We start from the raw sequence: 26050 nt of genomic DNA, 5'->3' as shown, positions 1-26050 counted from the left end.
TACACACTCCTGAAGGACTCTGTCACCGCGATGCTCCACGGCCCCCGTCGGACGACGGCGTCCCTCGACCGGATCGACCGTCTGCGCCCGTTCGGGTACGCGGGGCGGCCTCTCAGCGACCTGCGCGAGCGGCTGGTGCCGCCGTTCCCGGAGCCGGGGACCCGGATCTGGGAACGGGTCGGGCTCGGGCCGGCGTCCGCGTACCGGATCGCGCGTGCGACGGGGTGGCTGGGGCCGCTGCTCGTGGCCCTGCTGGCGGGATCGCTCCGCTTCTGGCGCCTCGGACAGCCGCACGAACTCGCCTTCGACGAGACGTACTACGCCAAGGACGCGTGGTCGCTGCTGCGCCTGGGCTACGAGGGCACCTGGCCGGACCGCAAGGTCGCCGACCCTCAGGTGCTGGCCGACCCGCAGGTGATCCCGCTCTCCGACACCGGCGCCTTCGTCGCGCACCCGCCGACGGGCAAGTGGGTGATCGCCGTCGGGGAGTGGATGTTCGGTCTCGAACCGTTCGGCTGGCGCTTCATGACGGCGCTCCTCGGCACCCTGTCGGTCCTGATGCTGTGCCGCGTCGGACGCCGGCTGTTCCGTTCCACGTTCCTGGGCTGTCTGGCCGGCGTGCTGATGGCGGTGGACGGTCTGCACTTCGTGATGAGCCGCACCGCGCTGCTCGACCTGATCGTCATGTTCTTCGTCCTGGCGGCGTTCGGTTGCCTGCTCCTCGACCGGGACCACGCCCGGGCCCGCCTCGCGGCGGCGCTGCCGGTGGCCCCGGACGGGCATGTCCGCCCGGACAGGGACACCGGGGACCACGCCGGTACGGGATGGCGCCCGTGGCGGCTCGCGGCCGGGGTGTGTCTGGGTCTCGCCGCCTCGACCAAGTGGAACGGCCTCTACTTCCTGGCTTTCTTCATGGTCCTGACCGTGCTGTGGGACGTCGGTGCCCGCCGCGTCGCGGGGGCACGCCGCCCGTACCGGGCGGTGCTGCGCAAGGACCTCGGCCGGTCCGTGCTCTCCCTCGCCCCCGTCGCCGCGGTGACGTATCTGGTGACCTGGACCGGCTGGTTCCTGTCCGACGACGGCTACGGCCGGCACTGGGCGGACGGCCGCGGCGGCGTCTGGTCCTGGATCCCGGCGCCGCTGCGCAGCCTGTGGCACTACGAGTCCGCCGTCTACCGGTTCAACGTGGGGTTGGAGACCTACCACAAGTACGAGTCCAACCCGTGGAGTTGGCTGGTCCTCGGCCGTCCCGTGCTGTTCTCGTACCGGTCGCCCGAGCCCGGTGAGGCCGGCTGTCACGCGCTGACCGGCTGCTCCCAGGCGATCCTCGCCCTGGGGACGCCGATGCTGTGGTGGACGGCGTGCTGCGCCCTCGGGTACCTGCTGTTCCGGTGGGCGCTGCGCCGGGACTGGCGCGCGGGCGCGGTGCTGTGCGCGGTGGCCGCCGGCTACCTGCCCTGGTTCCTCTACCAGGACCGCACGATCTTCGCCTTCTACGCCGTCGTGTTCGTGCCGTACGTGTGCCTGGCCGTGGCCATGACGCTGGGCGCCCTGCTGGGTCCGCCGGGCGCGGGCGCCGACCGCCGCAACCGGGGAGCGGTGGCGGTCGGGACCCTCGTCCTGCTCGTCGTCTGGAACTTCGTCTACTTCTTCCCGATCTACACGGGCCTCACGATCCCGTACCCCGACTGGCAGGTCCGGATGTGGCTCGACACCTGGATATGAGCCCCGAACTCCGTGCTCCCGCCGTCGGCCCGGGCGGCTACCGGCGCGGGCCCGCGAGGGCGTACGCCGTGGTGCCGGTGACCGCGAGGGCCACGGCCGTCCAGGTGGCCGCAGGCGTACCGGGCGGCAGCAGCATCCAGGCCGCGATCTCCGTCGGCACGCTCGTCGGGGGCGGGGCGAAGACCGAGAACGACAGCCAGCCGACCGCCGGGGTCCACGCGTACGGTGCCCCGCACACGACCGCTCCGAGAGCGACGAGCCCCGTCAGCCCCGCGCTGTCGCGGACGACGAACGCGGTGGCGGCCAGGTCGGTGCCCGTCGCCCGTACCGCGAGGAGCACGGCGGCGACGACCGTGCCGATGAGCAGCACATGGCCCGCCCTGCGGGGCCGCCAGCCGATCGCGGCCGTGCGGTCCAGCGCGAGGTCCTGCCCGCCGAGCCCGATCGAGGCGGCCGTCACCCCGGCGACGAGGACGAACACGGGCGTCCTCGGATCGACCGCTCCCCCGCCGCCGTCCCGGGCGACCAGCGCCCACACCGCGGCCGCGCTGAAGAGCACGGCGGCGAGCGACGCGGGCACCTGCCGGGAGCGCGCGTACAAGGTCAGCCATCTCATCGGGCCGTACCGCCGTCCAGGATGCTGAGCGGGTCACCCGAGCAGGAGACCGCGGCGGTGTGCGCGGCCTTGACGCGGGCGACCTGCTCGGACCAGGGCAGGGCCTTGAGTTCCTTGAACACCGGTCCGGCCGTGGCAAGTTGGGCTCTCTGCGGGTGCATGGCGCCCTCGAAGGGCCGCAGATCGCCGAGGACCCAGCCGGCCACGACGCCCTGTGCGGCGAGTTCACCGACCGTGCCGCTCTCGTTGGCGCTGCGGGCGAAGCAGACCGGCGCCATGCCCTGCCCGAGGAGGGCCCGTGTCAGCTGCTCGCCCTCGGCGTCGGCGATCACGCTGTCGCCGAAGTCGAAGAGGACGGCCGTACGTGACCGTTCCGGCGCATCGAAGATCCCCCGTTGCGCGGTGCTCTCCCGGACGGTGGTCGGTGCCTCGCCGCCGAGGATGTCCCGCAGGTGGCGCAGCGCCTTCTTCCCCGGGTCCGCGAAGTCCGGCAGGCGCTCCTGGTGGACGGCGGCCACGCACACCGGCCCGTCGCACACCTGGGCCGCGGCGGCCTCGTCGACGACGTACACCCGGCGGGGGTCGGCGGGCAGGACGAGCAGGGCGATCACAGCGCCCGCCAGGACGGGCGCGAGGGCGAGCAGCCGGGCGCGCGGCGTGGCAGCGGCCAGCAGGGCGAAACCGGTCACGGCCATGCCGAGCAGCCAGACCGTCTGGCCCAGGTGCACGGGGGCGGAGAGGGTCAGGAACACGTTGAGCGTCTCGTCCACCGCCGGTGACAACAGGGCGACGCCGGTCGGCCCCGAGACGGCCGTCGGCACGGCCGTCTCCGTCGACATGCGCAGCAGGTTGACGAAGAGAAAGGCGGCCACGGCCAGTGCGGGCGGGGTCAGCGGGGAGGGGAGGCTGCGTCCGATCCCCATGCCGAGCAGGGCCCCCGCGACGAGCGCGAGCACGGCGACCAGCGAGATCGGCAGCCAGCCGAGGTGCGAGTACTCGGTGTTGCCGATCACTTGGACCGCGCCCAGCAGGACGAGGAGTGTGAAGGCCGCGGTCAGCGTGATCGCCGTGGCACCCGCGGTCGTGGCCGCCCGCTGCCGGGCGGGCCGTGGGGTGCTCGTCAGCAGCTCGGTCATGCGGGAGCGGTGGTCGCGCAGCCCCTGGAGGGCGCCGAGCGCCAGCGCGAGCGGCCACAGGACGGCCAGCAGGAACCGGGTCCACAGGGCCAGGGACGTCCACTGGCTCGTCCATGGTGCTGAGCCCTTCCACCACGGTCCGCTCACCAGGTACAGGAACGCCAGGGCGAGGCAGAGGGACACCACGCCGGCCCAGGGGGCTACGGAGCGCCTCAGCTCGATGCGCAGGACACGGCCGTTCACCAGGTGCCCCTCTCCTGGCGGGGGTCGAGCAGCAGCGCCGAGTAGCCGCGCTCCAGCGGGCTGTCGCCGACGTGCTCGGGTCCGCCCGCGGCGGCCAGTTCGTCGGGGGTGCCCTGGAAGACGAGTCGGCCCTCGGCGAAGAGGACCACGTCGGTGCAGGCGGCGGCGACGTCCTCCACCAGATGGGTCGAGACGACCACACAGGTGTCCGTGCCCAACTCCTGCAACAGCTCGCGGAAGCGCAGCCGCTGGGCGGGGTCCAGGCCGACGGTCGGCTCGTCGAGGAGCAGGATCGCCGGGTCGTTGACGATGGCCTGGGCGATCCCGACGCGCCGCACCATGCCGCCCGAGAGGGCCTTCATCCGCTCGTCGGCGCGGTCGGCGAGGCCGACCCGCTCGATCGCCCGCTGCACGGCGCCGGGGATCTCCGCTTTCGGGACCTCCTTCAGCCATGCCATGTACTCGATGAACTCGCGCACGGTGAAGCGCTTGTAGTAGCCGAACTCCTGCGGCAGGTAGCCGATCCGGCGGCGTAGTGCCCGGTGTTCGCCGAGCCCGCCGGTGAACTCGCCGAGCAGTTCCAGGGTGCCCTCGGCGGGGCGCAGCACGGTGGCCAGCGCCCGGATGAGGGTGGTCTTGCCGGCCCCGTTGGGTCCGAGCAGGCCGTGCACGCCGGTGCCGAGCGACAGGTCGAGCCCGTCGACGGCCATCCGTTTCCGCCCAGCTCTCACCTTCAGCCCCGTGGCCCGGATCTCCCAGGCGTAGGGCGTCGGCGCGAGGTCGGCCGCGGTCAGCGCGGTCATCACGTGTGGTTCCTTCCCGTAGGTCGTCGACTTGGTCGTCTTCATCGTTTTGGTCGTCTTGGTCGTCTTGGGGGTCTTGGGGGTCTTGGGGGTCTTGGGGGTCATCGATGGGCTCCCAGCACGGAGTAGGCGCCCCTGCGGGCGATCACGACACCGATGCCGAGCGCGAGGATCAGCCCCCACACGGGCATGCCGTCCGTCTGGAGAGCGAAGGGTGTGCGGCCGGTGGCCAGGGTCGGCGCCACGATCACGGTGGCCCACACCGCGACCAGCGCCAGAGCGGCTCGGGTCACGCCGACGACTCCGCCGAGTGCCAGGGTCGTCGAGGTGAACGCCAGACAGGGCAGCAGCCACTGGGCGGCCGTCACCCCTGTCGCCCATCCGCCCACGAACAGCGCGGGCACGACCAGGACGAGCACGGCCACGGTGCGCCGCAGCACCAGGGCGAGCCCGGCTCGGGGTACGGAGGCCGTCAGCTCGTACGCCGGGTCCAGGCCGCGTGCCCAGGAGGCCGCGACGCCCAGCACCGGCAGGACGGGGGAGAACAGCAGCACCAGCGACACCTCGCGGGAGCCGGGTCCCGTGCCGGGGTCGGCGAGATCGGACAGCAGCGCGATCAGGGTGACGCTCATGACCATGGCCAGCCACGGAACCGTCGTGGGCGTCAGCCAGGTCGACAGCCGGGCGCCCAGCCGTCGCCTGCGGGGCATGGTGGCGGTGGCTGCCAGCCGGGGTTCGAGGTCGGCCCATACGGTGCCGACCAGGGCGGTCACGGCGGGCGCGCTCGCCGTGACGGCGGCCGACAGCCGGTCCCGGCAGGTGCGGCAGGCCTCCAGGTGTGCTTCCAGGGCCCACACCTCGTCGGTGGCGAGGTCGGTGTCCCCGCGCGCGTAACCGTCGATGAGCCGCGTCGACGCGTGATCCACACTCATGCCAGGGCCTTCCGCATCTCGGTCCGGGCCCGGCGGGCACGGGTCTTGACCGTGCCCTCGGGCACGCCGAGCAGGACCGAGGTCTCCCGGACGGTCAGTCCGTCGAGCACCATGGCCTGCAGTACCGCCCTGAGTTCGGGCGCGAGGCGGCGCAGCGCGTCGCCGACGTCGCCGCCGACGGTGGCCGCGAGCGCCTCGTCCTCGGCGGCGGGCGCCACGGGGTGCGCGGCGGCCGCGGGCGGGGGTTCCGCGTGGTGGGCCCTGCGCCGGAAGGCGTCCACGAGCCGGCGGGCGGCGATGGTCCACAGCCAGCCGACGGCGGTCCCTCCGACGGCCGCCCCGGCGAACGCGCCCGCCGCGCGCCACACCGCCAGGTACGTCTCCTGCATGACTTCGGCGACGATCTGCTCGTCGGCACAGCGGCGCCGCAACCGCACCGCCAGCCATGGCGCGGTGCGCCGGTACAGCTCGTCGAACGCCGCGCGGTCGCCCTTGGCCACGAGCCGGACGAGGCGTTCCTCGTCCGGCTCTCCCGCTGCCTTCCTGACTGATCTCACACCCCCTAGACGTGACGCCCGCGGGATGGGTTTTCCGTCCGGAGTGATCCCCGTCACACGCCGCTGGGGGCTTCGACGCCTCGGTTGCGGGGGCACTCGTCCGGGTGCTCGATCACCGTACGAAGCGGTACTTCAGGTGGGTGGCGAGCGGGGTGTGGACCACCCCGACCGCCTCGAGGTCGCTCCGTCCGGCGGCCGGATCGTCGAAGAGCCGCAGCCCGTCCCCGAGGAGCGCGGGCACGACGTGCAGGTGCAGCTCGTCGATGAGCCCTTCCCGGAGGTACTGCCGCACGGTGTCCGCTCCGCCCGCGATGTCGACGTTGCGGCCTCCGGCGGCGGCCCGCGCCCGGTCGAGGGCGCCGTGGACACCGTCGGTGACGAAGGTGAAGGTGGTGCCGCCCTCCTTGACCAGAGTGGGCCTCGGCCGGTGGGTCAGCACGAAGACGGGGGTGCGGAACGGCGGGTTGTCGCCCCAGAACTCCTCGCCCAGGTCGTACATCGTGCGGCCCATGACCACCGCCCCGGTGGCGTCGAACCATTCGCGCATCAGTTCGGAGTCCCGGTTCTCCTCGCCGCCGGTCATGCCCTGGCGCTCGCGCCAGCTCGCCAGGTTGTGGATCCACTCGAAGAGGGGCTCGGCGCCGTCGCCCCCCGGATTGTCCGGACAGACGCCGGTGCCGGCGATGAAGCCGTCGAGGGAGATGGCCAAATCCGCAGTCACGGTCACGGTCACGGTGAGGTACTCCTGAAGTCCTGGGTCGTACTGCTTCCACTCCCACGTCGATCGGCGAACGCCGCTTTCGACACCGGCCGCCGCATCCGTCGCCACGACCGGCGGAGCACCGCTGACACATGACGCATTGGCGGCGGACGTGCAGAGATGGGACTATTTGTGCGTTTGTCGGGAACTCGCACCACGCAGCGGTCGCCGAAGGGCCTCGGCCCGGCGGGCGATCTCGGGTACGGATGAGGGAGAAGCCGTGACCGTTCGTGTAGGCGTAGAGGAAGAGTTTCACGTTCTGGACGCGGAGAACGGGCGACTGGTCCCCGGGGCCGGCGCGGTCCTCGGCCGACTGCCCGGCCCCGAGTTCAAGGCCGAGCTCCAGCGGTCGGCGGTGGAGTGGAACAGCCCCGTCCACTCCGCGCTCGACTCCCTGCACACGGATCTGAGCGGGGCACGGCGGCGGCTGGACGAGGCGGCCACCGGACTCGGTCTGGCCGTCGTGGCGGCCGGGACCGTGCCGTTCGCGCGGGTGACACCCGGTGACGCCACCCCTGACTTCCGCTATCGGGCCCTGGTCGACGAGTACCGGAAGGTGGCCGACGAGCAGCTCGTGTGCAGCGCGCAGGTCCATGTCGACGTGCCCGACCGGGACACGGCCGTGCGGATCATGTGCGCGGTGTCGCCGTGGCTGCCCCCGCTGCTGGCCCTGTCCGCCAGCTCGCCGTTCTGGCTCGGCTCGGACACGGGCTACGCGAGCTGGCGCACCATGCTGTGGCAGCGCTGGCCCACCGCGGGACCGGTCGGCTGCTTCGCCGGGGCCGCCGACTACGACGCCGCCGTCGAGGACCTGATCCGCTCCGGCGTGATCAAGGACCCGGGCATGGTCTATTACGACCTGCGGCCGAGCGAGCACCAGCGGACCCTGGAGCTGCGTATCTGCGACGCCTGCCCGCGCGCCGAGACGGTCGTACTGATAGCCGGTCTCTTCCGCGCCCTCGTGGAGGACGCCAGGGCCGGCCTGGAGCGGCCCGGCGCGAGCTGCGACGGCAGGCACGAGTGGCTGCGGGCAGCGGTCTGGCGGGCGGCACAGGCGGGCCTGGAGGGCACCCTCGTCGACCCGGTCACCCGCGTCGCGGCGCCCGCCCCCGAGGTCGTGCACACCATGGTCCGCAGGCTGCGCCCGGCCCTGGAGGCCCTCGGCGACTGGGACACCGTCCGCACGCTCACCGAGGAGGCCCTGGCCCGGGGCAGCGCGGCCCACCGGCTGCGCCAGGTCGCCGAGCGGGAAGGCCTGCTCGCCTGTGTCAAGGCGGCGGTCGCCGACACCCGGGGCGACCACGGACAGGGCACCGGCCCGGGGGCCGTCCGCCGGCCCGTCGCCGCGGCCGGTGGTGGCGGTGGGGCGGGCCCGGCGGGGACCTCGGCGGCGTACTCGGTCGAGTCCGTCGGCGGCTGACCCGTCCGCGGGGCGGTGCGGAGAGACAGGCACCGGCCACCGCCCCGCGACAGGTCACGGCGCGGAGACCCGGACGGAGAACCCGTCGTCCGCGCCGTGGTGCCGGTGCCACCGTGATCAAGGAGTGGCTCGCATGCCCAGCAGCAAGACGCAGACGCATCCGAAACGCACCGGCTCCTGCCCGAGCGAGGCACCGCCTCCGGGCCCGGCCGGCGGTCACCCCCTGCGAGGAGGTGCGGTCTGATGTGCGGTCTCAGCGGAGAGATCCGCTTCGACGGCGGGCGGCCCGACCTGGCCGCCGTCGAGCGCATGACCGACCGACTCGCACCCCGGGGCCCGGACGGCAGGGGCCTGTGGTCGCAGAACGCCGTCGCCCTGGGTCACCGCCGGCTGAAGATCATCGACCTGTCCGAGTGCGGGGCCCAGCCGATGACGGACCCGGCGGGCCGGATCGCCGGCGTCTTCAACGGCTGCGTCTACAACTACAAGGAGTTGCGCGAGGAACTGCGCGGCCTCGGCCACCACTTCTTCTCCGGCTCCGACACCGAGGTGGTGCTCAAGGCCTACCAGCAGTGGGGCACCTCCTGCGTCGACCACTTCTACGGCATGTTCGCCTTCGCCATCGTCGAACAGGCCACCGGGCGCCTGGTGCTGGCCCGCGACCGGCTGGGCATCAAGCCGCTGTACCTGGCCCAGGCGCCGGGGCGGCTGCGGTTCGCCTCCTCGCTGCCGGCGCTCCTGGCGGGCGGCGGCGTCGACACCTCGCTCGACCCGGTCGCGCTGCACCAGTACCTGAGCTGGCACGCGACGGTGACCGCACCGCACACCGTGCTCGCGGGCGTGCGCAAGCTTCCCGCGGCGACCGTGCGGGTGGTGGAGAGCGACGGCAGCCACCGCGACATCCGCTACTGGCAGCCGCCGTACACCCGTCGGCCCGCGGACGCGGGGATGGACGCGGACGACTGGCGGGACGCGGTGCTCGATGCGCTGCGCACCGCCGTCCGCCGGCGCATGGTCGCCGACGTGCCCGTGGGCGTCCTCCTGTCCGGCGGCCTGGACTCCAGCCTGATCGTGGCGCTGCTGGCCGACGAGGGGCAGCGCGACCTGGCGACGTTCAGTGTGGGCTTCGAGTCCGAGGGCGGCGAGGAGGGCGACGAGTTCCCCTACTCCGACCTGGTCGCCCGGCACTTCGGCACCGACCACCACCAGCTGATGGTCCCCTCGGACCGGGTGTCGACGGCCCTGGACGCGGCGATCGAGGCGATGAGCGAGCCGATGGTCAGCCATGACGTGGTGGCCTTCCACCTGCTCGCCGAACAGGTCGCGAAGGAGGTGAAGGTCGTGCAGAGCGGCCAGGGCGCCGACGAGGTCTTCGCCGGCTACCACTGGTACCCGGACATCGCCGCCGCCCCGCGAGAGCGGGCGGCCGAGGCGTACGCCGAGACGTACTTCGACCGGTCGCACTCCGACCTCGCCGGCATGCTGCAACCGCACGTGCTGCCCGATCACGACGTATCCGGCCGCTTCGTGCGCGCCCACATGGCACGCCCCGGGGCCGAGACCGCGCTCGACGCGGCACTGCGGCTCGACGCCGAGGTGATGCTCGTCGACGACCCGGTCAAGCGCGTGGACAACATGACGATGGACTGGGGCCTGGAGGCCCGTGTCCCGTTCCTCGACCACGAACTCGTGGAGCTGGCCGCCCTCTGCCCACCGGAGCTGAAGCTCGCCGACGGCGGGAAGGGGGTGCTCAAGGCCGCGGGCCGCGAGGTCCTGCCCGCCGAGGTCGTCGACCGGCCGAAGGGGTACTTCCCCGTCCCCGCCGTCAAGCACATGGCGGGACCCGTGCTGGGGCGGGTCCGTGAGGCCCTGTCCGCGCCCGAGGCCAGGTCACGCGGCATCTTCCGGGACGCCTACGTGGCCCGGCTGCTGGCGGCCCCGGACGAACACCGCGCCAGGCGTGGGGCGAACGAGCTGTGGCAGGTAGCTTTGCTGGAGATATGGCTGCAAACGCACGGAATCAGGTGACCGGGGCGCACCCCCTCACGGGCTCCCCCCGCCCCTCCCCCGCCGGCGAGGACCTCGTCGACGGCACCCCATGGCGCCCCGAGGAGCACAGCCCGGCCGCCGCGGCCCCGGGGGCGCCGGGAACGAACGGTCAGGCAGACACGGCCCTCGTGCCGACGCCTGCGGCCGCCACGGCCCCGGTGCCGGTCCCGCTGCCGGACACCGCCGCCCCGCTGGACACGCCACAGCCGTTGCGGTCGCACGGCTGCTGGTACCCGTCGGTGGACCCGAGCGGCCGGTACGTCGCGTTCATCTGCGACCGGAGCGGGGTCCCCCAGCTGTGGACCGGGCCGGTCGACGGGGACGAGGTCCATCTGCTGGACTCGGATCCCCACCCGGTCAAGGAGGTGGCCTGGTCGCCCGACGGTCGCTGGATCGCCTACACCACAGCCCCGGGAGGCGGCGAGCACACCAGGGTGCTGTGCGTCCGGCCCGACGGAACCGGGCGGCGCATCCTCGCCGGAGCCGAACCGGGCAGCTCCGCGTATCTGGGCTGCTGGCAGCACGACGGAACGGCCGTCGCCGTCACCGTCGCCGAGCCGGTCCGCATGCCAGGCGCGGCCGAAGGGGAGGAGGGGGTCGCTCCCACGGGCCCCGGCCTCGCCGATCCGGACACCTACACCGCACCCCGCCCGCCGGGCTGGGCCACCCGCGACGGCCGGGCCGTGCTCCTCGGCGGCCCGCACCACGGCGAGGCCGGCCCCGGGTCCGGCCGGGACACGCGAGACCCCGAGGACCGGGGCGACACGGGGCCGCCCGGCGCCCACGAGAGGGACGGCGAGACGGCCCGCGAGAGGACGTCGGGTGGAGGGCTGGCCGCCTATCTGGTGGACCCCCTGGGCGTGGCGGCGCCCACCCTGCTGGCGGTGGAACGCGGCGCGGCGACCCTGCGCGTGTGCGACATCAGCAGGGACGGGCGGCTGGCCCTCCTGCGCCGGGGGCCGCGCGGCCGCCGTGAGGCCCTCGTGGTCCGGACCGGCGATCTACGGACCACCTTCGCCCTGCACGTGGCCGACGGGGACCCGTGGATCGGCCGGTTCTCCCCGGACGGTACGACACTCTGGCTGCGCAGCGACGCGGCCCGTGAGTTCGCCGCGCTGTTCGCCGTGCGCCTCGACGCCGAGGGCGCGGCCCTGGGGTGGAGCGTCGCCGCCGAGCGCGCGGACTGCGGACTGGAGCTGCTGGCCCTCGGCCACGACGGGTACACGGCTGCCCTCGCCTGGAACGTGCGCGGCGCCACCGAGCTGGAGGTGACCGCCGTGTCGCCGACGTCCGCCGGGGAGGCCCGGGTGGGGCCGTCGCGGACGGTGTCGCTGCCGCACGAGGTCGTGACGCGCATCCCGCGCGTCGGCGGCCGGGCGGAACTCGTGCTGGCCCTGTCCGGCTCGCAGCGCCGCCCCGGCGTGTGGTGGTTCCCCGACGGCACCGGGCGACGGACCGCGTGGTCGTCCCGGGACGAGGACGCGGTCCCGCCCGGCCGCCCGCCCGTACGTCCCGTGCCGCTGCGGCCCGTCGCGCGGGACGGACTGCCGCTGAGCGGCTGGTACTACCGGGCTCCCGACCGGGGAGCCGGCGAGCCCGCGCCCTGTGTGATCCACCTGCACGGCGGACCGGAGGAGCAGGAGCGGCCGGTGTTCAACCCGCTCTACCACGAGCTGCTGGGCCGGGGCCTCGACGTCTTCGCGCCGGACGTGCGCGGCTCGTCGGGGCACGGCCGGTCCTTCGTCGACGCCGACCTCGGGACGGGCCGGTTCGCCGCGATCGAGGACGTGGCCGCCTGCGCGGCCCATGTGGTCGTCTCCGGTCTCGCCGATCCCCGGCGGCTGGCCGTGATGGGACGCTCCTACGGCGGCTACCTGGTGATGGCGTCCCTCGTGTGGCACCCGGACCTCTTCCGCACCGGCGTCGCGGCCTGCGGCATGTCCGACTTCGCGACCTTCTACGCCGGTACGGAGCCGTGGATCGCGGAGTCGGCCGCACACAAGTACGGACACCCGGAACACGACCGTGAACTGCTGCACGCGCTGTCCCCGATGACCCGCGTGGACGCCCTGCGCGTCCCCGTCCTCACGGTCCACGGCGAGCACGACACCAATGTCCCGCTCGGCGAGTCCGAGCAGTTCGTCCGCGCGGCCCGGGAGCGCGGTCTGCGGGCGGAACTGCTTCTGCTCCGCGACGAGGGCCACGACTTCCTGCGCGCGGACAGCCGCAGGATCTTCCGTCGGACCGCCGCCGACTGGCTCCAGCGCCACATCGCCGAGTAGACCGCCGCCCGATTCATGTCATCCTCGTGATCCGCCGACTCCTCGCGCGTCAGGGCAGTCGGCGGACGGCGAGGAGCAGCAGGCGCGGGAGACTGCGGGCGGCCCAGGCACCGGCCAGGCCGATCACGGCGGCCGTGAAGGCGACGGCGCCGGCGGTGTGGCCGGACGGGAAGGACGACGACGCGGGACGGTCGTCGACCTCGGCGTGCGGGAACCACTCCCTCGGGGGCCTGCGCCGGTCGACCAGCTGCTTGCCGATCGCGTTGGAGCTCACCTGCGCCACCGTCAGCGCCGCCAGGCCCGCCGCCGACGCTCGCCGGCCGCGCCCACCGCCCCATCCGGCCATCACGACGGCCGACGCGAGCCGACGCGAGCCCTTCAGGCCTCCGGCGGGTCCGTCGGTGACAGTGCGTCGTCGGGGACGACGTGCATCGCCGCCTCCTCCGCGCCCGCCGCTCCGCCGTCGATGCCCTCGTCCTCGGCGATCAGTTCCTTGGTGGTGTCCGTCCGGGCGCCCTCGTCGGGTGCGACCAGACGGCCGGCGCGGTCCGCTCCGGCCTCCGGATCAAGGGGTTCGCCCTCCCCGCCCGGGAGGTCGCCGATACCGTCCCCCGCCGGCACCTCCACGTCGGGCACCTCCTGCCGCAGTCTGTCGTCGAGGGACTCGCCCTCGTGCTGCTCGGCGGCCGTGGTCCCGCTCTTGGTGACGCCCAGCGGCCTCTCCGGCGGCGAATAGCCCTCGTCCAGCATGTCGTCGTACGTACGTTCGTCGAGCGCATCCTGGAGATCCAGGGGGGCGGCGTCCTCCTGCTCCTCGTTGCCACCGGTGGGCTGGTAGGCGTCGTCCGCCATGTTCTCGTCGCTCATGCTCGCCTCCGGGGGTGTTCGGCCGGTTGGTGGTCTCCGTGCGGAGTACCGAGTTCCGTGGGGTGTAACACCTCTGTGCCGCGACCGCCGCCGGTCGCGTCGGCGGCCGACGCGCGCTTCGCCCACCGTTGCGAGTGCCCGCCTCCCCGCGTTACCGGCGGACCGGGGCGGGCACTCGGGTCGGCATGAATCCGAGTCCTCGCACCCCGCTGGTCGACAGTTCGCTCGCGGCCCTGGTCAAGGGGTACACCTGGCTGCCCGACCGTCGGCGCCGCACCGCCGGTCCCCTGGTCCGCGCCCGCCTGACGGGCCGCCACACCGTCGCCCTGTGGGGCCCGGAGGCCGTCCGGTTCTTCTACGACGAGCGGCACGTGGAGCGAGCGACGGCGCTGCCCGGCCCGGTGCTGAGCACCTTGTTCGGCCACGGGGCGGTGCACACCCTGGACGGTCCGGCCCACCGCCTGCGCAAGGAGTTGTTCCTCTCGCTGCTCACCGGCCCGAAGGCGGTCGCCGACCTGGTGGAACACGTCGCCGACGCCTGGGGACACGGCCGTACGGTCGTGGCCCGGCCGGCGCTCGGTCGTGCTGTTCGACGAGGCGAGCCGGGCGCTCACGCTGGGTGTCTGCCGTTGGGCCGGGATCCCGCTGGACGAGTCCGCGGCCGAGGACACGGCGCGGGACATGGTCGCCATGGTCGACGGTTTCGCCACGGCGGGGCCCCGGCACTGGCGGGCCCGCCGGGCCCGCAGCCGCTGCGAGGCCTGGCTGGCAGGTCTGGTGGGCGACGTCCGGGAGGGCGCCGCCACCGCGCCGCCAGGATCGCCGCTGGACGTGGTGGTCCGGCACCAGGACGCCGACGGCCTGCCCCTCGACCCGCACACCGCCGCGGTGGAGCTCCTCAACATCGTCCGCCCCACCGTCGCCGTGTGCTGGTTCGTCACCTACGCCGGGCACGCGCTGCGGCTGCGACCTGACGTCCGGGAACGACTGGCCGAGGACGACCCCGAGTACGCCGTGGCGTTCGCCCACGAGCTGCGCCGTTTCTACCCGTTCGCACCCTTCGTCGGCGGGCTGGCCGTCACCGACCTGGAGTGGCGGGGCGAGCCGATCCCGGCGGGCACCATGGTCCTGCTCGACCTGTACGGGCAGAACCACGACCCCGACCTGTGGGACCTGCCGTACACCTTCGAACCGCAGCGCTTCCTGGAGCGGCCGCCCGGCCGTGACGACCTGGTGCCGCAGGGCGGCGGCGACCGCGCCACCGGTCATCGCTGCCCCGGCGAGGACGTCACCGTCGCGCTGCTGCGGGCCCTGGGGCCGCGGCTGGCCCGGCTGGAGTACGAGGTGCCCGCGCAGGATCTGCGGATCCCGCTGACCCGGATGCCGGCGCGGGTGCGCAGCGGCTTCGTCATGGAGTCCGTCCGGGTACCGGAGCGGGAACCCGCGTCGCGCTGAGACCCGGCGGGGGGGTGCGGGCCGTTCGCCCGCACCCCCGCCCCGTCCGCTCGGCCAGGCCGAGCAGCCCGGCCGGGTGCCGTCAGGCGGTCAGCCCGTCGGTCAGCCCGGTCAGGCGGCCGGCCCGGTCAGGCGGCCATTTCCCGGCTGATCCGGCGTCCGGCGGCGGCCGCGCCCGCGCCCAGCACCGCGACGACCGCCGTCCGGCGCAGCGCCGTGCGGCGCCTGCCGCCCCAGCCTCCGTGCACCGCTCCCTCGCCGGGAGCGGGGACGTGCAGTGTTCCGTGCGTGGCCGGTGCGGCCTCGTCGTGGGACAGATGGGTCCTGTCGGTCTGCTTGGCCATCACCCGCTCCGCCAGGGCCGGGTTCTTCCGCGCCCTGCGCACCAGGGCCCGCCCGGCCGGACCGACCACCACTTCCCGGTGCGGGTGCCGCACCAGGTCGACGACGGCCTTGGCGACCCGCTCGGGGCTGTAGACGGGCGGCATGGCGACGACCTTGCGCCCGGTGTAGTTCGCCGACTGTTCGAAGTGCGGGGTGTCGATGGTCGCGGGCATCACCGTGCACACCCGCACGCCCTTCACCCCTTCCACCCGCAGCTGCTGCCGCAGGCTGGATCCGAAGCCCTGCACGGCGTGTTTGGACATGCTGTACGGGTGGCTGTAGGGCTGCGCGACGGCTCCCACGATCGAGGAGATGTTGACGAGCGTCCCGCGCCCCTGCGCGCGCATCACCGGCAGCGCCGCGCGCGCCCCGTGGACGTAACCCATCACGTTGACGTCCAGGACCCGCCGGAAGTCCTCCAGCGGTACGTCCTCGAACCGGCCGAAGGCGTTGACGGCCGCGTTGTTGACCCAGACGTCGATCCGGCCGAACTCCTCCACCGCGCGCCTCGCCAGGTCCTCGACCGCCTTGGCGTCCGTCATGTCGGTCGGCACGACCAGCGTCCGCGCGCCACGGTGCTTCTCGCACTCCTGGGCGGTCGCCTCCAGCGCTTCCTCACGGCGGGCGGCCAGCACCACGGCGCACCCCTTGCCGGCGAAGGCCTCGGCCGTGGCCCGGCCGATCCCGCTGGACGCTCCCGTCACCACCACCACGTGCTCCCGCAGCCGCATCGCATACCTCCTCAGGTCAGACGTCCCGGACGCGCCGCGTCCGGCTCCGGGCCCCGAGTACCCGAAACCACCGATTCACCTCGGTGCGGGCGGAACATGCCCCTCCGGTAGGCCCCCTGCCGGGGGGATGGCGCCGGAGAGGCCGTGCGGTGACGATGCTCCCTCGCACCACGCATCCCGCGGTGGGACGAAGGGGGCTGTCCGATGGGTTCGCACGCGGCACCGAAACGTCGTGGACGCGCGGTGTGGCCCTCCGTGGGTCTCCTGCTGCTGGTGACGCTCCTCGGCGTTCCCCGCGCCGAGGGAGCGCCGGTGTCGGCCGACGCCTGCCGTGTCGCCGGCACCGACCTGCCCCGGGGCGACTGCGGGCCGTTCTGGCAGGTGCTCGCGGAGGACTTCGACGGCGACCGGGTGCCGCTGGGTGGGTTCAGCGACTGCGAGCACCGGGTCGACACCTCCGCCGCCCACTGCGGGGGCCTCACCGGCGCGTACCGCGACAACTGGTGGGCGTATCCGACGGGTTGGCGTGACACGGCCAACGACCGGGGCCGGGAGGTCGTGGGCGTCTACCACCCGGAGGACACCGTGAGTGTGGGCCCTGCGGAGAACGGCGACGGCCGGATGTTCATCCGGATGTGGCGGCCGGCCGACGGAGGTCCCGTGCACGCTGCGGCGGTGGTACCCCGTGCGGTCATGCAGATGAAGTACGGCAAGTACAGCGCCCGTATCAAGGTGACGAAGCTCGCCCCGGGATACAAGTCGGCCTGGCTGCACTACGGCGGCGGCTGCGAGATGGATCATCCGGAGGGTGAGTGGACCGGTGACCTCACCGCCTTCCACCATCCCTGCGGCGGCGGTGAACAGGGGTACTTCCCGGGAAGCGACGACTGGACCCGTTGGCACACCGTGTCGACGGAGTGGACGCCGGGCCATGTCCGGTTCTTCGTGGACGGGCGGCAGGTGGGCCACGACACCCGGGACGTGCCGGACCGGCCGCTGTCGTGGGTGCTGCAGAACGAGAGCGCCCTGGAGGGACCGGGCGCGGAGCCGGGCAGCAGCGCCCAGCTCGACATCACCTGGGTCGCGGCCTACGCGTACGGGTGGAAGTGATCGTCCCGGTCGAGGGGCCCGGCGCGAGTGCCACGTCCGGGCGGAGCTCGCCCGGACGTGGCTTGCCCGGGCGGAGCTTGCCGAGGTCGCGTGCCCGGCGCACGCTGGTCGTATGGCTGCGCACGAAGCCCCCGGCCCCACACTCATCACCTCCGTGCAGCGGGCCTTCCGCCTGCTGGAGGCGGTGAGCGCCCACGAGAACGGCGCGCCCGCGAAACAGCTGGCACGGGAGACCGGGCTGCCCCTGGCCACCGCCTACCATCTGCTGCGGACCCTGGTCCACGACGGCTACCTGCGGAAACTGGCCGACGGCGGCTTCGTCCTGGGCGACAAGGTGACGGCCCTGCACACCACCGGCCGGGGGCAGGCCCTGCTCAGCCGGGTCCGGCCGACGCTCGCCGCGCTGCGGGACGAGCTCACCAGCGCCGCGTACCTCACCTTCTACGAGGACGGTGAGATCCGGGTCGCCGAGATCGTGGACAGCGCCCGGGCGCCCCGGGTGGACCTCTGGGTGGGCTTCGAGGACGCCGGGCACGCCACCGCGCTGGGCAAGTCGGTGCTGCGTGAGCTGGACGAGGAGTCCCGCCAGGACTATCTCTCCCGGCACCGCCTGGCGGACCTCACTCCGCGGACCATCACCGACGCCCCGGAACTGCTCCGCCGACTGGACTCCTCCCCCCTCGCACCGGCCGTCACGGATCTGGAGGAGTACTCCCTCGGCACGGTCTGTGTCGCGGTGCCCGTGTACAGCGGGGACACTCTCGGCTCGCTCGGGGTCTCGCTGCGGGCGGACCGGCTCTCCCGCCTCGACGAGGTCCGGGCCAGGCTGCTCCCGACCGCGAGCCGGGTGACCAGAGGCCTGTCGCTCACTATCTGAAAATCGGCTCCTTGTGGCGCCCGCACCCATCCTCTTTCCTGGATCAAACAGACAATTCCGGAGCGGATGCTCCACGCACAGGTGAGGACTGCGGGCGAAACATGAGGCACACCCGAGAGCTCGACGGCAACCAGGAGCCCATCCGGCCGTCCCCGGGACGAGCGGCCGCCCCGGAAGCGGCGGCCCGCAACCGGGTCGCCGCGCAGCTCGCCTCCGGTACGCCCGTCCTGCCCGTCGTGCTCGTGCTGATCGTGTCCGTCATCGTGGTCGTCGGTCTGTTCGGCGGGGCCGGGCACACCTGGCTGCCGCTGCTCGCGGCCGGGCCGGCGCTGGCCGCCACCACCAGCGGGCCGGGCGGCGTCCTCTGTGTCGGGCTGCTCGCCGGGGTGCTGGGCACGATGCTCGGCGTCCGGGACGGCGCGCGGGGACACGAGCTGGCCGCGGTGCTGTCCGCGCTGGCGGCCGTCACCCTGGCCAGCGGGCTGGCCGGTGCGCTGCGCGGGCGCCGCGAGCGGGTCCTGGCGGCCGTCCGCTCGGTCGCCGAGGCCGCCCAGCACGCGCTGCTGCAGCCGGTGCCGGCGGTCGTCGGCCCGTTCCAGGTGGCCGTCCGGTACAGCGCGGCCGCCGCCGAGGCCCGTATCGGCGGGGATCTCTACGCGCTCGTGCCCACCCCCTACGGGGTGCGGCTGATCGTGGGCGACGTGCGCGGCAAGGGGCTGCCCGCGGTGGGGGTCGCCGCCCTGGTGGTCGGGGTGTTCCGGGAGGCGGCGTACGAGGAGCCCGACCTGCTCGCCGTGGTCGACCGGATCGAGCGGAGCCTGGCCCGCAATCTGCGCTGCGACGACTTCGTCACCGCCGTGGTCGCCGGGCACCCCGAGCCGGATCGGCTGGAGCTGGTCAACTGCGGACACGCGCCGCCGCTGCTGGTGCGCGGCGCCGACGTGGTCCCCGTCGAGCCGGCCCTACCGGCGCCGCCCCTCGGGCTGCGCGCCCTCACCGGCGAGACCCCCGCGCTGCAGACCCTGCCCTTCGCCGACGGTCACCAGCTGCTGCTCTACACCGACGGGGTCACGGAGGCCCGGGACCGTGACCGCGAGTTCTACCCGCTCGCGGAGCGACTTGCACACCATCTCTGCGAGGAGCCGGCCCGCACCCTCACGGCCCTCCACGACGAAGTGCTGAAACATGTGGGCGGCCGCCTGCACGACGACGCGGCCCTCCTGCTGCTGCGCAAACCGACAGCCTCCACCCCGGGGCCGGGCCAACCCCTCCCGGGGGTTCCTCGTCACAGCGGTACCGGCGAGAAGTCGTACGCCGCGAAGTCGCCGACGGGGACATAACCGAGGCGCAGGTAGAGCGCGTTGCTCGTGGCGTTGTCGAGGCTGGTGAACAGCAGGATCTGTCGGGCGCCTGCGGCCGTCGCGGCGCGGCTCGCCTCGGCGGTCACGGCACCCGCGTATCCACGACCGCGCAGATGGACCGGGGTGTGGACGGTGGTCACCCGCACCTGCCCGGCGATCACCGGGGTGACCCCGGCCAGGGAGACGGGGGTGCCCTCGGGGTGCTCCCACAGGGTGACGCGCCCGTCGGCGAAGCGGGCGGCGGCGGCCTCGGAGGGCGCCTCACCGACATCGGCGGCGAACTCGTGGTACCACCGCACGAGTCGCTCGCGGTCCCGCGGTCCGGCCACCCGGCTCCGGCCCGGCGGCAGCGGCTGTGGTGGGGTGAGCGTACCGAGGCGGTACAGGCGCTGACGTGCGCACCGTGTCGGCACCGCGCCGGTGCGCCGGTGCCACGCGCGGGCGAAGGCGGAGGCGGTGTCGCGATCCGCGCTGACCCCGGGGAGGCGGTGGCCGAGCTCGGCCAGGTGGTCGGCGAGGGCGTCGGCCTGCTCGGGGGTGAGCGGGGTGAGGCTCAGACGGTGGGGCGGGGTGCGGAAGAAGGTGGCGCGGACCTCGCCCGCCCGCTCCAGCCGCCCCAGCACCGGGGCCTCGGCACCGTACGCGTGCGGCCCGGACGTGCGCAGTGTCTCGGTGACCGTCAGTTGGACGGTGTGCGGGGCAGGGCGCGAGCGCAGGAAGCCTCCGACCCGGGCGAGGAAGTCGTCGACGTCGTCGGTGAGAAGCCAGCGGCCGCCGCCGTCGTCGGTGAGATGCGAGCGGCCGTCCGCGACGTCGTCGGTGGGATGCGAGCGGTCGTCGGCGGCGGGGCGCCGACCGTCCGGGCGGGTCATTCGCTGTGCGTCGTGGTCCGGTACGCCTGGTGGCGCACGTCGGGGTCCCGATGGCGGCGCAGCAGGCGCAGCAGGGAGCGCCATTCCTCGGTCCAGCCGAGGGACTGCCCCGTCCCCCGCACCAGGCCGACCGCCAGCAGGCCGGTCGCGGTGCGGCCGTCGCGGGCGAACCCGTCGGCGGCGGTCAGCAGGGCCTCGGCGCACCCCGGAGCGCGATGCACCGAGGCCAGGCGCAGCCGTTCGGAGGTCTGGGTCGCGACGCTCACCCCGACGTCCTCGAACTCCGCCGCGAGGTCCCGCAGTCGTTCGAGGAGTGCGGCCGGCTCCGTGGCGAGGCCGACCAACAGGCCCCGCAGCTCGACGCGTTCCGGCGCGAGCAGTGGTTCGCCCGCCAGTTGCTCCGCGACCGCCTCCAGCAACTCGGCGCGGACGTTCGCGGCGTAGGAGAACGACGTCAGATGCCGCAGTCGCTGCAGCGCCGGCACGTCACGGTTCTCCAGCGCGTCGCAGCCGCCCTCCGGGGTGTGCGTCGCCGCCAACAGCGCGGCCACGGTGCTGTGGAACACACTGCCGGGCGCGGCACCGCCCACGGGGTGGGGCAGTTCGGAGACGGCCAGGTCACGCAGCGCCCAGGCCGCGTAGCTCCAGCGCGCCCGGTCACCGAGGTCGCCGACCGTTCCGGAGATGCGGCGGGCGAGTTCGGGCGAGTAGCGGCACCACACGCCCATCGCGTGCAGCACGGTGTGGCCGGCGAAGCCTTCCATGAGCGCGAGGGAGGTGTCGTAGGCCGAGCAGACGACGGCGGCGTACGCGCGACGGTGCGGTTCGGCCAACTCCCAGGGGGTGACGGCCAGTAGGGCCTCGTGCACGGGAGCGGTGTCGTCGCGTGCCGCGTCCTCGATCAGGCCCCGGGCCTGCGGCTCACCGAGGAGCGGGGGCAGGGCACGGACGACGGCGGCCCGCACGTCCGGGTGCCGGTCGGGGGCGTGGAAGGCGCGCGCCAGCAGGGGCACCGCGATCCGGGCCGGCAGGAAGCGGGCAGCGAGCCGTACGGCTTCCTTGCGGGAAGTGACCTTGGCGGGCCGCTCGCCGGTGAGCAACGGGCCCAGGGCGTGGGCGAGTCGGGACGGGGCGGCGAAGCGGGCGGCGCGGGCCGCCGCGTACACGGCCACCCTGGCCCGGTCGCCGTCGGCCCGGTCCAGCAGGGTCGGCAGGGCGTCGTGCGGCCGGTCGGTACGGGGCAGGGCGCCGAGCGCGGCCTCGGCGACGACCACGTCGGGGTCGTCCTCGTGCGCGAACGCCAGGGCGCGCCCGAACTCGGGCACCGGCGCGGCGGCCCGGATCAGGGCGGCCCGGTCGTCGAGCGGGAGCGTACGGTCCGCGATCGCCTCCCCGGCCAGGCGGACCGCCGCCCGCTGCTGGCGTGGCAGCCACCGGTCGCTGTCGGCGAGGTCCGGCAGCGGGCGCCGGGCGCCGTCCACCAGGAAACGGCCGTGGGGCGGGGTATCGGCCAGCAGGGCGTCCAGCAGGTCCGTGCGCCGCCGGGACAGCACGTGTCGTACGGGAGGGAGGACGACCGCCGACGGCTCCCGGGCGACGATGCGGGCGGCCCGTTCGTCGCGGGTCGCCGGTGCGGCCAGCCACAGCCGTGCGGCCGCCTCGAAGGTCTCGTCGTCGCCGCGTTCCACCGCCGTGGCGAGCCGGTGCTGGAGTTCGGGCAGCCCTCGGGCGCGCGGTCCCAGCGCGGCGGCGAATCCCAGCAGCAGCCGGAAGTCGGCCCGTCCGGCCCCGGCGTCGAGCGAGGGGCGCAGGGCGTCGAGGAGGTGCTGCTCCTGTCCCCTTCGCAGCGCACGACGGAGCGGCCCGAAGTCGGGCACCCCGACCCGCTCCGTGATACGCACGAGTGTACGAAGCGCCCACTCCCGCAGGCCGGTCCCCGTGTCCACTGCCGCCTCGCCACGATGGCCCGGCGCGTCACCCGTGGCGGCCCCGGCGTGTTCGACGAGCAGGCCGATCGCCAGCGTGCGCAAGGCCGCCAGGGTGGCGGTCGACGTGTCCCTGGCCTCCAGGGCGTCGGTGGCGATCGCGTCGAGCAGGGGTACGTCGGCCGGGGCGAAGACCCGCGGGTGCGCTTCGGCGAACGCGCCCAGCGCCGCGGCGCGGACGGTGTCCCGCTCGTTGCGCAGCCGCCGTCCCGCCGCCGTCAGCACTTCGGTGACAGCGCCGGGGCCGCCGTCCCGGGCGGCGCAGGCCACGTACAGTGGCCACGCGGCGGCCCGGTCGGCGGCGTGGGACCGCCCGATCGCGGCCAGCAGCGCGGAGCGCGCCTCGTCGAGCGGGCCGTGGGCGAGGATGTCCAGGTCGTCCCACCAGTAGTCCGTGCCGTCGAACGTGGCGGCCGCGCGCCGCACTTCCGCCCAGCGGCGCTCGCGCGGCAGCAGTTCCAGGACGGCCTGGGCGGGATCGTGAGCGGTCCCGCCGCCGACCGCGTCCACGAAGGCGGGGCGTCGGCCGGGGGCCATGGCCCTGACCAGTGCGGCGAAGTGCGGGCCGCGCCGCAGCCAGTGCCTGCCCAACGCGGTGAGCGACGCGGGCTCGGCCCGCAGGAGCGCGCGCAGCACTCCGGGCGGCGGCACCCTCTCGTGGCGCTGCCGCTCGCGGTCGGGGGAGGTGAGCCAGCGGATGACGCGTTCGACGTCGGCGGTGGCCAGGGGCGCGAGTGCCCGGCTCAGCGCGGGCGGCAGGCCACCGGGGCCGTACCGTTCCAGCAGGGTCAGCACCCGCTCGGGGCGCAGGGGCGCGAGCGCCGCGACCGTGGTGGCGTGCAGGGCCCACCAGTCGTCCCGCTGCTGCCCGCCGGCCCGGTCGGCCAGGGTCCGCTCGGCGTGGTCGAGCACCGGGTCGGGGTGCCGGGTCGCGAGCCGGGTCCAGCCGTCCACGGCGTGGGCGAGTGCGGGCAGCTCCCGTGCCACGAACGGGGTGGAGCAGGCCGGCAGCAGCCGCGCGGCCTCGGCGTCGCCCCAGTCGGCGCGCAACCGCGCCACCATCCGCTCGGCGAGCGCGGTGCGGCCTCCGGTGGCGAGCAGACGGGCCAGGCGCCGGCGGAGCACGGCCGGTGCGTCGTCGTAGGCGGCCTCCATCGCGCGGTCCGGTACGGGCAGGTCGCGTGCGGCGCGCCGCGCGTACCCGGCGACCACCGGGTCCGGGTCCGCGAGCCGCTGTGCGAGGAACTCCACGTCCCGTCCGACGAGGGCCGCCAGCGCCGCGAGCCGCCGTTCGTAGGGCCCGCGTCCGTCCAGGTCGGTCAGGAACGGGGCGAGCGCCCCCTCGTCCGCGAGCCGACGGGCGGTCCGTGCCGTCCGGGTGAGGCGTGCGGGGAACGGCAACGGTTCGAGGGCGGACAGCAGTTGCTCCGCGGTGGTCGGCATGCGCCGATTGTGCCGGGCGGGGTCAGCCGCCGCGATCGATTAAGCGCGGCGTGACCGGGGCGGCCGACACCTCCGGACGACGACCGACCCGCGACTCCGGACGACAACTGCCCCGCCCCGGACGACAACCGGCCCGGACGTCCGAACTCCGGCCGCCCCGAACCCGCGGACGTCGACCGACCCGGACGTCCGAACTCCGGCCGCCCCGATCCCCCGGACGTCGACCGACCCGCGCCCCGGACGACAACCGGCCCGCACGTCGAGACCTCCGCCGACAAGCACCTCCCAAGGACGGCCGGCCACCCTCAAGAAGGTCGGCCGACGCGCGCCTCCCGACGACGGCCGCGGCGGCTACCGTCGGGTCCGTATCAGCAGGTGGAGGAAGTACGGCGTGCCGATCACGGCGGTCATCAGGCCGGCGCCCAGCTGGGCGGGGGCGATCACCGTGCGGCCCAGGAGGTCCGCCGTGCAGACGAGGGTGGCCCCGAGGAGGACGGCGACCGGGACCACCCGCACGTGCCGCCGGCCCACCAGGGCCCGCGCCGCGTGCGGTGCGACGAGACCCACGAAACCGATGGTGCCGGCGGAGGCGACGGCGGTCGCGCTGAGCAGGACTGCCATCGTCAGGAATCCGAGTCTGGCCCGGGACAGCGGCAGACCCAGCAGGCGGGGGGTGTGCTCGTCCAGGGAGACCAGGTCCAGTTCGGTGCGGCGGGCGACCGCGACGACGAGCCCCACCGCCACCACGCACGCGACGGGGAGCACGTCCGGCATGGTCCGGCCGTACGTCGAACCGGACAGCCAGGTCAGCGCCTTGGTGGCGTTGAAGGGGTCGGTGAGCACGATGAGCAGGCTGATCAGTGCCGTCGCGGCGGCGGCCACGCCGATGCCGACGAGGACCAGCCGGTTCTGCTGGTAGCCGCCCCGGGCGGCGAGCCCGAAGACGATCACCGAGGCGAGGGCGGCGCCCGTGAACGCGGCGCCCGCGATGCCCCAGCCCCCGACGACGGGCACGGTGGTGACGAGCAGGACGGCGCCGAGCGCGGCACCGCCGGAGACGCCCAGGATCGCCGGCTCCGCGAGAGGGTTGCGGGTCACGGCCTGCACCAGCGTGCCGGCCAGGGCGAGGGCCGCGCCCGCGCAGAGGGCCGCGAGAACGCGCGGCACCCGGGTGTCCAGTACGAAGGACACGGTGCGGCCCGCCCGTCCCTGCGCCCAGTTCGCGACATCCCCGAGCAGGAGTTTGCTGTCGCCCAGCAGGACGCCGGCGACGATGACGCCCACCGTCACGGCCACGAGGACAGCCACCGTGACCAGGAACGCCGTACGGCTGGGGATGCGCAGTCGGTCCGGCGCCTCGGCTCCGGAGGTGTCGCGCAGCCGGAGCGCCATGACCACCAGGAACACGGCGCCGATCAGACTGGTGACGACGCCGGTGGGCACGGCGACCGCCGTGTCGGCGGGAACGAGGGCGCGCAGCAGGACGTCCGACCCGAGGACCAGCGCGGCCCCGACCAGACCGGCCGCGGGGAGGAAGCCCCGTGAGCGCGTGAAGCCCCGGAAGCCGCGGGCGAGGGGACGCACCAGCGCCGGTGCGCACAGGCCGACGAAGCCGATGGGCCCGGCGAGGGTGACGGCCGCCGCGGACAGCAGGGTCGCCAGGACGACGACCGTCACCCGCGTGGCGCGGACCGGGACGCCGAGCCCGCGCGCGGCGTCGTCGCCGAGGGCGAGCGCGTCGACCCGACGAGCCGTCAGCAGCAGGCCGACGAGCCCGATCGCGGCGACCGGCAGCATCTGCAGGACCCCGTCGAAGCCGTTCTGGCCGATGCTGCCCTGGTTCCACTGGTAGAGGCCCTCGGTCTGCTGGGGGAACAGCAGCAGCAGGCCCTCGGTGAGGGAGTTCAGGCCCAGCATCAGGGCGGTGCCCGCGAGCACGAGCCGTACGGTGCCGGTGCCGAGGCCGGAGAGGGAGAGTACGACGCCCGCGGCCAGCAGCCCGCCCACGAACGCGACGCCGGAGGAGGCGAGCAGGGGCAGCGACACACCGGTGACGCCGACGATACCGAGCGCCAGGTAGGCGCCGGCGTTCACGGCGAGGGTGTCGGGCGAGGCGAGCACGTTGCGGCTGACGGCCTGCAGCACGGCCCCGGCGACACCGAGCAGGACGCCGACGAGGATCCCGGCGGCCATCCGGGGCAGCCGGGAGGCGATCACGACGGACGCGTCGCCGGGGTCGGCGCGCCCGGTCAGGGCCTTGAGCACCTCGGCGGGCCCGACGGCGGCCGTGCCCTGGGTGAGGTCGACGACGGCGAGCGCGGCGACCAGGAGGACGAGCGCGGCCGTCACCGCGGCCGCGCCCGTCCGGGTCGCCGCTGCCGACGGACGGGTGGCGGGGGAAGTCGCGGTGACGGCCATGGCTCCGTGCTTCTGCTTCGTGTG

The 26050-nt window shown here is 74.4% G+C and carries 18 protein-coding genes and 2 pseudogenes; 8 read left to right on the top strand and 12 right to left on the bottom strand.

Features of this window, described 5'->3' with window-relative positions:
- The first annotated feature begins 30 nt into the window (after positions 1–30).
- The gene (locus GWK25_RS20045; RefSeq protein WP_215451919.1) at positions 31–1725 is read left to right on the top strand and encodes a dolichyl-phosphate-mannose--protein mannosyltransferase; all 1695 of its coding nucleotides are present in this window, start codon (positions 31–33) and stop codon (positions 1723–1725) included.
- 37 nt (positions 1726–1762) lie between these two features.
- Here GWK25_RS20045 and GWK25_RS20040 read toward each other — a convergent pair whose 3' ends face one another.
- From GWK25_RS20040 to GWK25_RS20015, 6 genes are all read right to left on the bottom strand, one after another.
- On the bottom strand, positions 1763–2341 hold the full coding sequence (locus GWK25_RS20040) for a hypothetical protein (protein WP_215451918.1): 579 nt from the start codon (positions 2339–2341) through the stop codon (positions 1763–1765).
- On the bottom strand, positions 2338–3720 hold the full coding sequence (locus GWK25_RS20035; RefSeq protein WP_215451917.1) for a hypothetical protein: 1383 nt from the start codon (positions 3718–3720) through the stop codon (positions 2338–2340). The genes GWK25_RS20040 and GWK25_RS20035 overlap by 4 nt, the downstream gene beginning before the upstream one ends.
- Positions 3717–4523, bottom strand: coding sequence for an ABC transporter ATP-binding protein (locus GWK25_RS20030; RefSeq protein WP_215457465.1), 807 nt, complete (start codon positions 4521–4523; stop codon positions 3717–3719). Before GWK25_RS20030 ends, GWK25_RS20035 begins: the two co-directional genes overlap by 4 nt.
- Positions 4524–4624: 101 nt before the next feature.
- A complete protein-coding gene (locus GWK25_RS20025; RefSeq protein WP_215451916.1) occupies positions 4625–5455 on the bottom strand; it encodes a zf-HC2 domain-containing protein in 831 nt (276 codons plus the stop codon).
- Positions 5452–6012: an RNA polymerase sigma factor gene (locus GWK25_RS20020; RefSeq protein ID WP_184897548.1), complete on the bottom strand. Its 561-nt coding sequence runs from the start codon at positions 6010–6012 to the stop codon at positions 5452–5454. Before GWK25_RS20020 ends, GWK25_RS20025 begins: the two co-directional genes overlap by 4 nt.
- A gap of 112 nt (positions 6013–6124) precedes the next feature.
- Positions 6125–6739 carry a dihydrofolate reductase family protein gene (locus GWK25_RS20015; RefSeq protein ID WP_215457464.1) on the bottom strand — a complete coding sequence of 205 codons (615 nt, stop codon included), beginning with the start codon at positions 6737–6739 and terminating at the stop codon, positions 6125–6127.
- A 253-nt stretch (positions 6740–6992) separates the two neighbouring features.
- On the opposite strand from GWK25_RS20015, the gene GWK25_RS20010 reads away from it, so the two are divergent.
- The 3 genes from GWK25_RS20010 (at position 6993) to GWK25_RS20000 (ending at position 12523) form a co-directional block, all read left to right on the top strand.
- Positions 6993–8192, top strand: coding sequence for a glutamate--cysteine ligase (locus GWK25_RS20010; RefSeq protein WP_215451915.1), 1200 nt, complete (start codon positions 6993–6995; stop codon positions 8190–8192).
- 243 nt (positions 8193–8435) lie between these two features.
- On the top strand, positions 8436–10220 hold the full coding sequence (locus tag GWK25_RS20005; RefSeq protein ID WP_215451914.1) for an N-acetylglutaminylglutamine amidotransferase: 1785 nt from the start codon (positions 8436–8438) through the stop codon (positions 10218–10220).
- The gene (locus GWK25_RS20000) at positions 10193–12523 is read left to right on the top strand and encodes a prolyl oligopeptidase family serine peptidase (RefSeq protein ID WP_251828946.1); all 2331 of its coding nucleotides are present in this window, start codon (positions 10193–10195) and stop codon (positions 12521–12523) included. The genes GWK25_RS20005 and GWK25_RS20000 overlap by 28 nt, the downstream gene beginning before the upstream one ends.
- Before the next feature lie 49 nt (positions 12524–12572).
- On the opposite strand, the gene GWK25_RS19995 is transcribed toward GWK25_RS20000, so the two are convergent.
- Positions 12573–12797, bottom strand: coding sequence for a phosphatase PAP2 family protein (locus GWK25_RS19995; protein ID WP_374200626.1), 225 nt, complete (start codon positions 12795–12797; stop codon positions 12573–12575).
- A 104-nt stretch (positions 12798–12901) separates the two neighbouring features.
- Complete coding sequence (locus GWK25_RS19990; protein WP_215451912.1) at positions 12902–13390, bottom strand: DUF5709 domain-containing protein; 489 nt, start codon at positions 13388–13390, stop codon at positions 12902–12904.
- A 185-nt stretch (positions 13391–13575) separates the two neighbouring features.
- Between GWK25_RS19990 and GWK25_RS19985 the strand changes: the two are divergent.
- Positions 13576–14845, top strand: a pseudogene (locus GWK25_RS19985) (cytochrome P450).
- A 128-nt stretch (positions 14846–14973) separates the two neighbouring features.
- Here GWK25_RS19985 and GWK25_RS19980 read toward each other — a convergent pair.
- Positions 14974–15960: an SDR family oxidoreductase gene (locus GWK25_RS19980; protein ID WP_215451911.1), complete on the bottom strand. Its 987-nt coding sequence runs from the start codon at positions 15958–15960 to the stop codon at positions 14974–14976.
- A gap of 204 nt (positions 15961–16164) precedes the next feature.
- Between GWK25_RS19980 and GWK25_RS19975 the strand changes: the two genes are divergently transcribed.
- The 3 genes from GWK25_RS19975 (at position 16165) to GWK25_RS19965 (ending at position 19287) form a co-directional block, all read left to right on the top strand.
- Positions 16165–17070, top strand: coding sequence for a glycoside hydrolase family 16 protein (locus GWK25_RS19975; protein ID WP_215451910.1), 906 nt, complete (start codon positions 16165–16167; stop codon positions 17068–17070).
- Between the two features lie 112 nt (positions 17071–17182).
- Complete coding sequence (locus GWK25_RS19970) at positions 17183–17947, top strand: IclR family transcriptional regulator (protein WP_215451909.1); 765 nt, start codon at positions 17183–17185, stop codon at positions 17945–17947.
- 101 nt (positions 17948–18048) lie between these two features.
- Positions 18049–19287, top strand: a complete 1239-nt coding sequence (locus tag GWK25_RS19965) for a PP2C family protein-serine/threonine phosphatase (protein ID WP_215451908.1) — start codon at positions 18049–18051, stop codon at positions 19285–19287.
- Here GWK25_RS19965 and GWK25_RS19960 read toward each other — a convergent pair.
- The 3 genes and pseudogenes from GWK25_RS19960 to GWK25_RS19950 all read right to left on the bottom strand — a co-directional run.
- The gene (locus GWK25_RS19960; RefSeq protein ID WP_251828945.1) at positions 19233–20180 is read right to left on the bottom strand and encodes a GNAT family N-acetyltransferase; all 948 of its coding nucleotides are present in this window, start codon (positions 20178–20180) and stop codon (positions 19233–19235) included. The two genes, GWK25_RS19965 and GWK25_RS19960, sit on opposite strands and share 55 nt — an antisense overlap.
- Positions 20177–23608, bottom strand: a complete 3432-nt coding sequence (locus GWK25_RS19955; protein WP_215451907.1) for a hypothetical protein — start codon at positions 23606–23608, stop codon at positions 20177–20179. The genes GWK25_RS19960 and GWK25_RS19955 overlap by 4 nt, the downstream gene beginning before the upstream one ends.
- Before the next feature lie 351 nt (positions 23609–23959).
- Positions 23960–26035, bottom strand: a pseudogene (locus tag GWK25_RS19950) (iron ABC transporter permease); the annotation flags it as partial.
- Between the last annotated feature and the right edge of the window lie 15 nt (positions 26036–26050).

Origin of the sequence: Streptomyces sp. ATCC 21386, from assembly GCF_018728545.1 — a bacterium.
In the GTDB taxonomy this organism is placed as follows: Bacteria; Actinomycetota; Actinomycetes; order Streptomycetales; family Streptomycetaceae; genus Streptomyces.
Note: the sequence above shows the minus strand (reverse complement) of the source record. Positions and strands in the feature narration are given on the sequence as shown.